Annotated in this window: 12 protein-coding genes; 4 read left to right on the plus strand and 8 right to left on the minus strand. The window is 53.8% G+C overall.

Annotated elements, in window-relative coordinates; genetic code table 11:
- Window positions 1–162: 162 nt before the first annotated feature.
- Window positions 163–1,221, minus strand: coding sequence for an SDR family oxidoreductase (locus tag FBY13_RS04465; protein WP_145393597.1), 1,059 nt, complete (start codon window positions 1,219–1,221; stop codon window positions 163–165).
- A gap of 95 nt (window positions 1,222–1,316) precedes the next feature.
- Here FBY13_RS04465 and FBY13_RS04470 point away from each other — a divergent pair, with 95 nt between their 5' ends.
- The 3 genes from FBY13_RS04470 (at window position 1,317) to folA (ending at window position 4,317) form a co-directional block, all read left to right on the plus strand.
- Window positions 1,317–2,204: a LysR family transcriptional regulator gene (locus tag FBY13_RS04470; RefSeq protein WP_145393598.1), complete on the plus strand. Its 888-nt coding sequence runs from the start codon at window positions 1,317–1,319 to the stop codon at window positions 2,202–2,204.
- Between the two features lie 260 nt (window positions 2,205–2,464).
- Entirely contained in the window at window positions 2,465–3,604 is a 1,140-nt protein-coding gene (locus FBY13_RS04475; protein ID WP_063878370.1) for a porin, read from the plus strand.
- 230 nt (window positions 3,605–3,834) lie between these two features.
- On the plus strand, window positions 3,835–4,317 hold the full coding sequence (gene folA, locus FBY13_RS04480) for a type 3 dihydrofolate reductase (protein ID WP_063881105.1): 483 nt from the start codon (window positions 3,835–3,837) through the stop codon (window positions 4,315–4,317).
- A 58-nt stretch (window positions 4,318–4,375) separates the two neighbouring features.
- On the opposite strand, the gene apaH is transcribed toward folA, so the two are convergent.
- From apaH to lptD, 6 genes are read right to left on the minus strand one after another with little or no spacing between them, the layout of a single operon-like run.
- On the minus strand, window positions 4,376–5,233 hold the full coding sequence (gene apaH / locus FBY13_RS04485; protein WP_063878371.1) for a bis(5'-nucleosyl)-tetraphosphatase (symmetrical) ApaH: 858 nt from the start codon (window positions 5,231–5,233) through the stop codon (window positions 4,376–4,378).
- 54 nt (window positions 5,234–5,287) lie between these two features.
- On the minus strand, window positions 5,288–5,665 hold the full coding sequence (gene apaG, locus FBY13_RS04490) for a Co2+/Mg2+ efflux protein ApaG (protein WP_063878372.1): 378 nt from the start codon (window positions 5,663–5,665) through the stop codon (window positions 5,288–5,290).
- A 3-nt stretch (window positions 5,666–5,668) separates the two neighbouring features.
- Window positions 5,669–6,490 (minus strand): 16S rRNA (adenine(1518)-N(6)/adenine(1519)-N(6))-dimethyltransferase RsmA, encoded by an 822-nt coding sequence (gene rsmA / locus FBY13_RS04495; RefSeq protein ID WP_063878373.1) that lies wholly within the window; start codon window positions 6,488–6,490, stop codon window positions 5,669–5,671.
- Complete coding sequence (gene pdxA, locus FBY13_RS04500; RefSeq protein ID WP_145393599.1) at window positions 6,483–7,475, minus strand: 4-hydroxythreonine-4-phosphate dehydrogenase PdxA; 993 nt, start codon at window positions 7,473–7,475, stop codon at window positions 6,483–6,485. Before pdxA ends, rsmA begins: the two co-directional genes overlap by 8 nt.
- Window positions 7,465–8,760, minus strand: coding sequence for a peptidylprolyl isomerase SurA (surA, locus tag FBY13_RS04505; RefSeq protein WP_063878375.1), 1,296 nt, complete (start codon window positions 8,758–8,760; stop codon window positions 7,465–7,467). Before surA ends, pdxA begins: the two co-directional genes overlap by 11 nt.
- A 54-nt stretch (window positions 8,761–8,814) precedes the next feature.
- The gene (lptD, locus tag FBY13_RS04510; RefSeq protein WP_063881106.1) at window positions 8,815–11,187 is read right to left on the minus strand and encodes an LPS assembly protein LptD; all 2,373 of its coding nucleotides are present in this window, start codon (window positions 11,185–11,187) and stop codon (window positions 8,815–8,817) included.
- 182 nt (window positions 11,188–11,369) lie between these two features.
- Between lptD and djlA the strand changes: the two genes are divergently transcribed.
- Window positions 11,370–12,185: a co-chaperone DjlA gene (djlA, locus tag FBY13_RS04515; protein WP_063878376.1), complete on the plus strand. Its 816-nt coding sequence runs from the start codon at window positions 11,370–11,372 to the stop codon at window positions 12,183–12,185.
- A 61-nt stretch (window positions 12,186–12,246) separates the two neighbouring features.
- Here the strand turns inward: djlA and rluA are convergent, their stop codons facing one another.
- A complete protein-coding gene (gene rluA, locus FBY13_RS04520) occupies window positions 12,247–12,900 on the minus strand; it encodes a bifunctional tRNA pseudouridine(32) synthase/23S rRNA pseudouridine(746) synthase RluA (protein WP_063878377.1) in 654 nt (217 codons plus the stop codon).
- Window positions 12,901–12,911 lie beyond the last annotated feature (11 nt).

The following is a 12,911-nucleotide window of genomic DNA, read 5'->3' on the forward strand; positions in this document are numbered from 1 at the left end:
GCATTGCGCGCAAAGAGCGGCGTCAGCTTCTGCGCGAGGCGAAACGCCCTTTATTCACGCCTGCGCCATCGGGCGTTGACCGCCAAACAGGCCTTTTTCGCATTCTTCTGCACACTTTCCCCTGCCAGCGCGGTGGCAGGGGAAACGTGCCTGCCACATCTGTCAGGGAATAATCTTCGCCGTTCTGAACTGAGTAAAGAGACGGATAAACATCTCATCGGTCGCACGAAAACCCGTAAAGCCCGCCCGCCGCAGTTTGCTGCCATCGCCAAACATGTCGTAATCCCAGCTAAACACAAAGTCTGCGAACTGACCGTTACTCAACTTCATGATATCAGGCTCGACCAACAGCATTTTTTCAGCCAGAGCCTGCCAGGTCTTGCGGTAATCGTTAAAGAGTTGCTGAAACGACAGTTGGACCGGCGGAGCCATCTCCAGTTCAAACCAGCCCGCAATGACCGGCCAGAGTTCACTCCACCGCCAGATGTCACCGTTGTTAACATTGAATGCCTGATTTCTGGCGGCAGGGGCGGTCGAGGCCCATAGCGTGGCGGCAGAAAGTAAGCCGTCATCCGTATGATCGACAATGCTATGCCAGGCTGTTTGTGACCCAGGAAAGCGCAGGGGCAGGCTCTGCGCTTTGCACAGTGAGGCATATATCGCGATACTCAGCGCAAGATTCATGGTATTGCCAGGTAATGCGCTGCCAACCACGCCGGGGCGAAGCGCATGCCAGTTCCAGGTTTTATTGCGCTGAAAGTCGCTTAGCCAGGCCTGTTGTGCCGTATTGAATTCCGCACCGGGAATGGCAGCATCATTTTCTCTGGCGGGCGTTTTAAAGGGGCCAAGGTGAGCGCCGTAAATTTTGTAGCCCTGCATCAGGCTCACCGTTTCCAGCGGGGCAACTTTCTCGACCTGGGTGACCAGATTACGCAGCAGGGTCACGTTGGGTTCAACCATCTCCTGCCAGTTGGCGGCATTAAGCCAGGCGCTATAGAAAATATGTGTCACGTTACTCAGTGGCGTAAGGGCACGCGCGCTGTCTTTCTCATCCAGCAGATCGACTTTTACAAACGGGACCGCGCCGTGCCGATCGGTGCCTGAACGTGACAGTCCGATAACCTGCCACGCATTCTGCAACAGCGTTTTGACCAACTGGCTGCCGACAATACCGCTTGCGCCAGCCACCAGTGCAACTTTAGATTGAGGCTTCTGTGACATTTTCTTTCCTCCGGTTAGGTTGCAGACAGCGTGATATAAATTTCTTTTCGCCGATATCCCCGCAAGCTGATGTCACTTATAAGAGAAATGCGTAAATGAATAACAAGCTCAATGCCATTCGCACCTTTTTACGTGTAGCCGAGGCCGGTTCCTTCTCTGCCGCCGCGCGCCAGTTGGGTATCAAGCAGTCAGCGGTCAGTCAGCAGATCGTCGCACTTGAGGCCGAGCTGGGCGTCGTCTTGCTGCACCGAACGACGCGCGTGATGGTACTGACGGCGCAAGGGGAATATTACCGTGGCCAGATGCGGCCGATACTTGAGGCGATGCTGGCAGTCGAGAGCCAGTTGTCTTCTGCCACGCAGCAATGGCAAGGCAAGGTAAACATCCAGTTGCCCGGCGGGTTAGGGCGGCTTTTTCTTCCCCACCTGCTCGCGCTGCAAAAGGCGAATCCGGGGTTGAATCTGACGCTGTCGCTCGACGATCGGATATCTGACCTGGCCAGAGAAGGCGTGGATATTGCCTTCCGACTGACCCATGACGCACCGGATGTGTTTCCGGCACGGAAGATCGCCCGAATTGAAACGCCGCTTTTCGCGTCACCGCGTTTTCCGCCAATCGCTTCGCTGGATGCGCTGGCGCTTCACCCGCATGTTCGCTTCAGCAACATCGACGAGTCTGCGCCATTACTGCTTGTCAGAGATGATGAAACCGTGGAGCTGGCGGTGAATACGGTCTTCAGGGCCAACAGCAGTGAGGGATTATTGCAGGCATTGCAGGCGGACATCGGTGTCGGTGGTATGCAGCTACCGCTTGCAATGGAGGCACTGAAATCCGGCGCGCTTGTCAGGATTTTACCCGCTTATCGCCATCCTGACCGCTTTCTGTATGCCGTTTTTCCGGATGCACGCTTTATTCCTGTCAGGGTAAGAGGCATCGCCACGTTAATCGAAAAGGTGCTGGCCGACCTGCCCGGGGTAAACTGAACGCCTCTGTACGGACGGCATGAAGCGGTGAGAGATAAGAGCGGCCTGAGGGGGTGAATCGCACAGGACAAACCCGGTATGCGTGGCGTCCTGCCAGCTTGACGTTAATATGCTTAAGTTAATTTGATTTAATTTTTAGCCAATCATGCCTAATCCGCTGATTCGCACAAATCTATAATATAAAAAACTACCAGGCTGACATTCACCGTTGTAATATCCGGCTCGCTCATTAATAGAGCCTAAACAGGATATTAATAACAATGAAAGCGCGTTTTTTTTCACTGAGTGCAGTGGCTGCACTGTTGGCCCTGGTGTCTTTTTCCAGCCAGGCTGAAATCACTCTTCTTAAACAAGACCCACAAGCAGGCGATCCCCTTAGCCGTCTCGATTTTAAATTCGGTGGCAGCATTCGTCCCCAGTTCAACCATCAAACCGGCGGGAAGGATCAGTCCTACAAGCGTAACGGCTTTGACGGTGGTTCCCGTTTCCGCTTTAGCGCGGATTACTACCTGTTCGACGATATCAGCTGGACCAGCTACTACGAGCTGGGCGTTAACATTCCGGCCGTATTCAACTGGGATAATCACTACGCTGAAGGGGCGCATGAAACCACGCGTCGCCAGCTCTATACCGGCCTGAAAAGTAAAACCTGGGGCCAGTTGACCTTCGGTCAGCAGAACAGCGTGTATTACGACGTTGTGGGTGCCAAGACGGATATCTGGGATTACGACATGCTGGCCCAGGCACCGGGTAACGGCATTAACGGTGATTACGACGGTTCATACCGTTCTCGCAAGCAGCTGAAATACAAAAACAGTTATGGTGCATTTGATGTTTATGCCTCTTACCTGTTTAGCGATAACGAATATTTGCCGGGCAACGGACTGCGCTATAAGCGTCAGGGCGGCGGCTCGCTGGGTGTGAATTACAACATCACGAACAATCTGGCCTGGGGCACCGCGTGGAACTACACCCGCGCCACCATGCGCAATCCTGTCACCGGCGACAATAAAGATTACGACCAGAACATCTTTGGTACCGCATTAAGCTGGACGCCAGGCAACTGGACCCTGTCAGCAGGGGGCGGCTGGTACCAGAATTTCCTGACGACCAGACAGCGCGATGTGAATAACTATTTTGCTGATGATGCCTGGGGCATTGAATATTATGCCGGTTATAAAATTCCGGTTGCGCAGTATGGCGTCAAAGCCGTTCAGCCTTATGTCATGGGTGACCGCTTAGAATATGTGAATGGCCGCAATTACCAGCGCATTGATAACGGTCTGGGCGTAACCCTGTTCCTGGACTACGGTTTCCGTGTTGATTACGAACATGTCTTCACGTCGAGCACGGACAATCAGGGCGATATGAATCTGGTTCGTTTCCGCTACGATTTCTGATGACCTGCCACGGCTCCCACGGGAGCCGTTTTATTCTCTCTGTTTATCGCGACATGGCACCATTATCTGGCGACTTTTGGGGCGCGTGGCCCGTCTTACGGAGTAAAACCCTGCACAAAGTCTGAAATACGGTGGCAATGCCGCTTTATGCAATAACCCCCTTTCGCCTATCGACGAAGGTTTAACCTTTACGTATCATGGCGCCTGTTTTTTTCAGCGAGCCTTTTAACATGATTAGTCTTATCGCGGCATTAGCAGCAGATCGCATTATTGGAATGGAAAACGCCATGCCGTGGGACCTGCCTGCAGATCTGGCGTGGTTTAAGCGTAACACCCTGAAAAAACCAGTGATTATGGGCCGACTGACCTTTGAATCGATTGGTCGTCCATTGCCTGGCAGGCTGAATATTGTGGTCAGCAGCAAGCCGGGTAAAGCGGAAGGCGTCACCTGGGTGACATCGCTGGATGATGCGATCAACGCGGCGGGTGACGCTGAAGAGATCATGGTAATTGGCGGTGGTCGTATCTATGCGCAAATGCTGGCGCGCGCCGACCGTCTTTATCTGACGCACATTGATGCGGAAGTCGAAGGTGATACGCAATTCCCGGATTACGAACCGGATGAGTGGCACTCGACGTTCAGTGAGTTTCATGATGCGGATGCGCAGAACTCCCACAGTTACTGCTTCGAGATTCTTGAACGCCGCCGTTAATGAATACGCAGTAAAAAAAACGCCTTGTCATAACAAGGCGTTTTTTTATGGCTGCGGATTAGCGGGCTGACTGCTGCGGAGCAAGGTCGTCCGGTAAGGATAACTGGCGGTTCGATGGCTGAACGTAATAGCGTTGCGTTTCCCAGTGCAGGAGCGTCAGGTTACCGCCCCAGCAGCAACCGGTATCCAGACCGATAATACCTGCCGGCGTGCCTTTACCCTCAAGTGACGCCCAGTGACCAAAGACAATCGTGTGATCGCGTGCGACCGGGCCTTCAATCATAAACCAGGGCTTTAAAGGCGGCGGCGCGGATTCCGGCGCATCCTTACAGATCATATCCAACTGACCATTGGGAAAGCAGAAGCGCATCCGGGTCAGGGCGTTGGTGGAGAAACGCAGGCGTGCCAGACCGGTCAGGGAGTCGTTCCAGTTGTTAGGCATGTCACCATACATCGCATCAAGAAACAGCGGATAGCTGTCGCTGGACAGCACGGCTTCCACTTCGCGTGCACAGCGTTGCGCTGTATCCAAATCCCACTGCGGGGTAATCCCGGCATGGCCCATCACCAGTTTTTTCTCTTCATCCACCTGAAGCAGCGGCTGACGGCGCAGCCAGTTGATCAGCTCATCAGCATCTTCCGCTTCCAGCAGCGGTGTCAGGCGATCTTTTGGCTTATTACGGCTGATACCGGCATAGACAGCCAGCAGATGCAGATCGTGATTACCCAGCACCAGACGAACACTGTCACCCAGTGACTTGACGTAGCGCAGAACGTCCAGCGAGCCAGGGCCCCGCGCGACCAGATCACCCGTCAGCCATAATGTATCCTGACTGGGATCATAGTTAACCTGGTTTAGCAGAGCACGTAATTCATCGTAACAACCGTGAACGTCGCCAATCAGGTAAGTATTCATAGAGGATTATCCAACTAAAACAGTCGCCCGAGACACGGGCGAGAGACATCAAAATCAATGAATATGGGTTTGAATCGCGAGGCGGAATACCGGGATTTCAACGTGGAATTCGTCGCCTTGCTCATCGACCATCACATAGTGACCTTGCATGGTGCCCATTGGGGTTTCAAGAACAGCACCACTGGTGTACTGATATTCATTTCCCGGCGCAATATGCGGCTGTTCGCCGATCACGCCTTCACCCTGAACTTCTGTTTCACGGCCGTTACCGTTCGTAATTAGCCAGTAACGCCTGAGCAGCTGCACAGAAGACCGGCCTACGTTGCGAATCGTGACGGTATAAGCAAAGACATAGCGCTCTTCGTCCGGTGAGGATTGGGAGGCGACATACAGACTTTGTACGTGTAGCGATACGCGGGCCGGTTCACTCATGGGTTACTCCTGGGTTTTATCCAGATGGTCTGCCAGCCAGTTTGCTAACTGGCAATACTGTGCAACCGAAACATTCTCGGCACGTAAGCCGGTATCGATCGCCAGCGCGTCCAGCGCGCCTGCCTCCACCATATGGCTCAGGCTGTTGCGCAGTGTTTTACGGCGTTTACCGAATGCTTCAGTGGTTATACGGCTCAGAATACGCACGTCTTTAACCGGATGAGGCGGTGCCATATAAGGCACTAACCGCACGACCGCCGAATCCACTTTCGGTGGCGGGGTAAAGGAGTGCGGCGGAACTTCCAGCACCGGAATGATCTGACAATAGTACTGAGCCATGACGCTCAGACGACCATAGGCTTTACTGCCAGGACCGGCAACCAGACGATTAACCACCTCTTTCTGCAGCATAAAGTGCATATCTTTAATCGAACCAGTATAGCTGAACAGATGGAACATCAGCGGGGTCGAGATATTGTACGGCAGGTTACCAAAGACACGCAGCGGCTGGCCTTTCTCTTTGGCCAGCGCGGCGAAATCAAACGTCATGGCATCCTGCTGAAAAATCGTCAGCTTGGGGCCCAAAAATGGGTGGGTTTGCAGGCGTGCAGCAAGATCGCGATCTAACTCCACCACCGTTAAACTGTCGAGGCGTTCGCCTACCGGTTCAGTCAGTGCCCCAAGGCCGGGGCCGATTTCCACTATCGCCTGATCGCGTTGTGGGTGAATGGCGGAGACGATACTGTCGATAATATATTGATCGTTCAGGAAGTTCTGCCCGAAACGTTTACGGGCATAGTGCCCCTGATGGACGCGATTATTCATTACTGCTCTTGATCATAGTGATGGCGAGGTTAAGCGCCGTGATAAAGCTGCCCGCGTCAGCCTGACCCAGGCCGGCTAATTCAAGCGCGGTGCCGTGGTCAACTGAGGTGCGGATAAACGGCAGGCCGAGGGTAATATTGACCGCCCGACCAAATCCCTGAAACTTGAGTACCGGTAAACCCTGATCGTGGTACATCGCCAGCACTGCATCGGCATGTTGCAGATATTTCGGCTGGAACAGGGTATCCGCAGGCAGCGGACCGGTCAGTTGTATGCCTTGCTGACGAAGTTCATTCAATGCCGGGATGATCGTATCTAGCTCTTCCCGCCCCATGTGGCCGCCTTCTCCCGCATGAGGATTCAGTCCGCAGACAAAAATATGCGGCTGGGCAATGGCAAACTTATTTCTGAGATCCTGATGCAGGATCGTGATCACTTCATGCAGACAATCACGGGTAACGGCGGCGGCAACATCTTTTAACGGCAGATGGGTGGTGGCCAGAGCCACACGGAGCTGCTCAGTCGCCAACATCATCACCACGCGCTGAGCACCTGCACGATCGGCAAAAAATTCGGTATGGCCGGTAAACGGAATGCCCGCGTCGTTAATCACGCCTTTGTGCACGGGGCCGGTAATTAAGGCCGAAAACTCCCCGGATAAGCACCCGTCACAGGCGCGGGCCAGGGTTTCCAGCACGTAGTTGCTGTTGGCGACGCATAGCGTGCCTGGCGTGACCGGCTGCGGTAGCTCAACGGGAAGGACGGTAAGCGTGCCGGCCTGTTGCGGTTCGGCTGTGCGGGCGGGATCGTAAACGCGCAACGTCAACGGCAACCCCAGCTGTGCGGCACGTTGCAGCAACAGCTGAGGGGACGCACAGACAACCAGTTCAACGGGCCAGGCCTGCTGGGCCAGTTGAACGGCAAGATCGGGACCAATCCCGGCGGGTTCGCCGGGCGTGATCACCACACGAAAATCACTGCGCATTGTTATCCAGGATTTTCACGTAAGCCCCGGCGCGCTGTTCCTGCATCCAGGTCTGCGCTTCTTCCGCAAACTTACGGTTAAACAGCATGCGATAGGCGCGCTCTTTCTGGGCCGCATCGGTTTTATCCACCTGGCGAGTATCCAGCAGTTGAATCAGGTGCCAACCAAAAGAGGAGTGAACCGGCTGGCTGGTTTCGCCTTTTTTCAGACGCAGCAACGCATCGCGGAAAGCCGGATCGTACGCTTCTGGTGAGGTCCAGCCCAGATCGCCACCCTGATTCGCGGAACCTGGATCGTCAGAGAATTGCTTGGCTGCCGCGGCAAAGGTGGTTTTACCACTGCGAATATCGGCAGCAATCTGCTCCAGCCTGGCGCGAGCCTGATCGTCGGTCATGATCGGAGAAGGCTTCAACAGAATGTGACGCGCATGTACTTCGGTCACAGAGACGTTTTTGCTCTCGCCGCGCAGGTCGTTCACTTTCAAAATATGGAAACCTACACCTGAGCGGATAGGGCCAACAATATCGCCTTTCTTCGCCGTGGTCAGCGCCTGAGCAAACAGGGTAGGCAGCTCTTCGATTTTCGCCCAGCCCATATTACCGCCTTTCAGCGCCTGAGAGTCGGCGGAGTAGGTTACGGCCAGCTTGCCAAAGTCCGCACCACCTTTCAGTTCAGTCATCAGCTGTTTTGCCAGCTTTTCCTGATCGTCAACCTGCTGCTGCGTCGGGTTTTCCGGCAGTGGCAGCAGAATGTGACTGATGTTCATTTCCGTGCCCTGGGTGTTCTGCGCGCCAACCTGCTGCGCCAGAGTATCCACTTCCTGCGGCAGGATCGTGACCCGACGGCGTACTTCATTATTGCGCACTTCCGAGATCAGCATCTCTTTACGAATCTGAGCCCGATAGGTGTTGTAGTTCATTCCATCATAAGCCAGGCGGCTACGCAGTTGATCAACGCTCATGCGGTTTTGCGCGGCAATATTCTGGATAGCCTGATCCAGTTGCTGATCGCTGATTTGCAAACCGGCTTTATCGCCCAGCTGCATAATAATCGCGTCCATGATCTCACGTTCGAGGATCTGATGGCGCAACGTTTTGTCATCGGGCAACTGCTGACCTGCTTGCTTCGCCTGAGATTTAACGGTGCTCATCATGCTGTCCACATCACTCTCCAGGACCACACCGTTATTCACTACAGCTGCAACTTTATCAACCACTTGTGGTGCTGCGAACACGGTGTTGGCACTTATCGCCACACCAAGAATCAGCATTCTCCAGTTCTTCATACTTTATCCATTATTGGTTCCGCACTGCGGGATTGCCTGTCAAACATCACAACATCAGAATGCATGCTGATAAGGGATGATTCCCTGAGCCAGCATCTGGCCGGTGCCCAGCCCATAATTTGAACTCAGGCCACGTAACTCAATGTTGAATGAGATTTGGTTGTCATACTTACTGTCGTTGTTTTGCCAACCGTTGATTTTGCGTTCATAGCCCAGACGAACCGCGTAACAACAAGAGCTGTACTGCAGGCCAACCAACTGTGATGCAGGACGATTATTACGCGTATCATAGTAATACGCGCCAACCACCGACCAGGCGTCATGGATCGGCCAGCTCGCCGTCGTACCAACTTGTGAAATCCCGTTTTTATAAATCGGGTTATTCACCAGTGAGCTGTCATTAAGCGCAGAAGCAACATACTCCGGGCTACTGTAACGGTAGCTCAACTGCACCATACGGTCAGCGTCACGACGGTATTCCAGCACGGTATTACCCTGCGCGACGTTATTCAGGCGGGTATCGTATTGCAGCCCGCCACGCACGCCCCAACGATCGCTTATCTTCCAGTAGCTGTCACCTGCCCACAGGAGACTGCCGGTATCATCTTCTTTGTTGACCTGGTTAACGCCCGTACGAGAAGGCGTAAACGAATAGATTTGACCCACAGAAACGTTAAAACGTTCAACCAGATCGGTATCATAAATTCGCGTCGTCACACCGGTTGCAACCTGGTTGGCCGATGCGATGCGATCCAGACCGCTGTATGAGCGATCGCGGAACAGGCCGGTATAGTCGGTTTGCAACAGGGTGGAGTCGTAAGGATAGATATCACTCTGGTCACGATACGGGATATAGAGGTACTGAACCCGGGGTTCCAGCGTTTGGGTATAACCCTGCGCCCAGTCCATATCACGGTCAAACACCATGCGACCGTCGACCTTAAACTGGGGCAAGGTGCGGTTGACGGAGTCTTTCAGCACACCACTCGTGGTGCTGCTCGGTGCAAAGTTAGTGTTGTAGTAATCAACATCTTTTTGCTGGTAGTGCGTCGCCAGAAACTTGGCTTCGGTATCCAGGCTGGCCCAGCCGTTTGATAACGGCAGATTGATGGTGGGCTCAACATGTAAACGTGTGGTTTCAGGGAAACTACTGTTTACGTTGGTGAACTTCACAGCCTGCGCATAAATGCGCGTGTCAAACGGGCCGACATCGTTCTGATACCAGTTCACATCCAGTTGCGGGAAGGCGCGGTAGACGTTGCTGTTGCTGGTATTACCAAAAATCTGGAAGTCTTTGGTCGACAGGGTCGCGTCCCAGTTGGTATCCGCGTAGCCCACGCTAAATTTCTGCGAGGCGTAACCGTCAGTCGAGCTGTAATAAGGTGAGGTCAGATCGTTGAAATAATACTGATCGCTGACTTTGGTGTAGTCAGCGCTAAAACGCCAGTGCTGGTCATAAACACCTGAATGGCGCCAGTAAAATAACCAGCGGTCGGAACTGTCATTTTGGGCGATGCCGCGCGCGGCTTTATCGTTGTCGTACTGCTTATCCGATGCCAGATAGTCGAACTCAACGATGCCTGCACCCGCCTGGGTCAGGTAGCGGAATTCATTCTGCAATTGCAGCCCGCGCTTACTCATGTAATGCGGCGTAATGGTGGCATCCGCCTGCGGCGCGATGTTCCAGTAATAAGGCAGAATGAATTCAAAACCGTTGCTGCTGCCGTATTTGGCGTTGGGGATCAGGAAGCCTGAACGGCGGCGGTCGCCCAGCGGCAGCTGCATATAGGGACTGTAGAATACGGGAACCGAACCGAGCTTAAAGCGCGCATTCCAGATTTCAGCAACCTCTTCCTGACGATCCTGAATAATCTCAGAACCGGCAACGCTCCAGCTGTTACTGCCAGGCAGACAGGAGGTGAAGGTTCCGTTTTCCATAATGGTGTAACGGTTTTCTCCGCGCAGCTTCATTTGATCGCCAGTGCCTCGCCCCTGGCGGTCTACCATCTGATAATCGCCGTTCCAGACGTTCGTATCTTTGGTATTAAGATTTGACCAGGCTTTCGGACCTTTCAGGATGACCTGATTGTCATCGTAGTGCACATTACCTAGCGCATCCACAGTACGGACGGGAACCGTCTGCCCTTCGGGCTGGCGTTGATGAAGCTGGACTTCGTCTGCCAGCATGCGGCTGTTGCCTTGCTTAACATCCACATCACCTGTGAATACCGCATCGTCAGGGTAGTTGCCTTTCAGTGAATCCGAGTGAATAGTAACGGGCAGCTGATTAGGATCGCCGTTAACCAGGGGACGATTGTAACTGGGTACGCCCAACATACACTGCGACATTAAATCGTCGGCGAAGGCTTGCTGGCTAATGGCTGCGCCGATCATGGTGGCCAGCAGAGTAGGTATATGTTTTTTCATACGCGGTATCGAAAATTCCATGAAAACTGGCATCATGCCGACAATCGGGTCAGAGACTAACGCACTGCCTGGCGTTGTGCCAGTGTTAATCCTTTTCTGTCCGCGCTGCCGTTAGGCGCTGAGATAAATGACAGGTATGATAATGCAATTTTCAGCCGTAAGCATGGCGAATTGAGGAGTTTATGCGCTACTGGGGAAAAGTTATAGGTTTAGTGCTTGGATTGCTGTCCGGCGCAGGCTTTTGGGGAATTGTAATTGGTCTGATCGTTGGGCATGGATTTGATAAGGTTCGCGGTGCGCAGAGCAAGGCTTACTTCTCAAATAATCAGACCCGGCAGTCACTGTTTTTCAGTACGACTTTTCAGGTCATGGGGCACTTAACCAAGTCCAAAGGGCGCGTAACCGAAGCGGATATCCAGATTGCCTCGCTGTTTATGGATCGCATGCAGTTGCACGGAGAGGCCCGAACGGCTGCTCAGCGTGCTTTTCGTGAAGGCAAACAGGGCGAGTATCCGTTACGTAATAAATTGCGTGAATTACGCAGCGCCTGCTTCGGCCGTTTTGATCTGATTAGGATGTTTCTGGAAATTCAGATTCAGGCGGCCTTTGCCGATGGCTCACTGCATCCCAATGAACGTCAGGTGCTGTATGTGATTGGTGAAGAACTGGGGATTTCACGCAGTCAGTTCGACCAGTTTCTGCGCATGATGGAAGGGGGCCAGCAGTTCGGCGGCGGCCGCAGCTACTCGCAACAGGGTGGCTTTCAGCAGGCGCAACGTGGCCCGACGCTCTCGGATGCCTGCAATGTGTTGGGCGTGAAAACGACGGATGATGCCACCACCATTAAACGCGCCTATCGCAAGCTGATGAGTGAACATCACCCGGATAAGCTGGTGGCGAAAGGCCTGCCGCCAGAAATGATGGAAATGGCCAAACAGAAAGCGCAGGACATTCAGTCAGCTTACGATCTGATTCGCAAAGAAAAAGGGTTTAAGTAAGCGGTTGATGCGCGCCCGGGCGAATGGCCAGGGCGCGCGAATACCAGGCATGGTGCGCGGGTTAAAAATCGGCAGGCTGTCTGAAGGTCATGGCATTACCAAACGCTGGGTGCGTAATGGTTAATGATTCGGCATGCAGCAGAAGGCGCTCTGCCATGGCTTTTGCTTCCGGATGGGCATAAAAACCGTCCCCCAGAATCGGATGGCCCAGCGCCAGCATATGCACGCGCAGCTGGTGCGACCGCCCGGTAATCGGCTTCAGTACAACGCGGGCGCTGTTATCTTCGCGATATTCAATCACCTGATAGTCGGTTTGTGCCGACTTGCCGGTCTCGAAACACACTTTTTGTTTCGGGCGATTTGGCCAGTCGCAAATCAGCGGTAAATCCACCACGCCTTTCTCGTGGGCCGGATGGCCCCAGATCCGGGCCACATAGGTCTTCGCGGGTTCGCGCTCGCGAAACTGGCGTTTAAGCTCGCGTTCGGCGGCTTTCGTCAGGGCAACCACTATCACGCCACTGGTCGCCATATCCAGCCGGTGCACGGACTCAGCCTCGGGATAATCGCGTTGAATCCGCGTCATCACGCTGTCTTTGTGCTCTTCAAGCCGGCCGGGTACCGAAAGCAGGCCGCTGGGCTTATTCACCACCATGATGTGGGCATCCTGATACAGGATGTGCAGCCAGGGCTCCTGCGGCGGATTATAGGGTTCCATAGGTTATTCCA

The organism is Pantoea sp. SJZ147 (assembly GCF_007828605.1).
Lineage (GTDB): Bacteria > Pseudomonadota > Gammaproteobacteria > Enterobacterales > Enterobacteriaceae > Pantoea > Pantoea allii.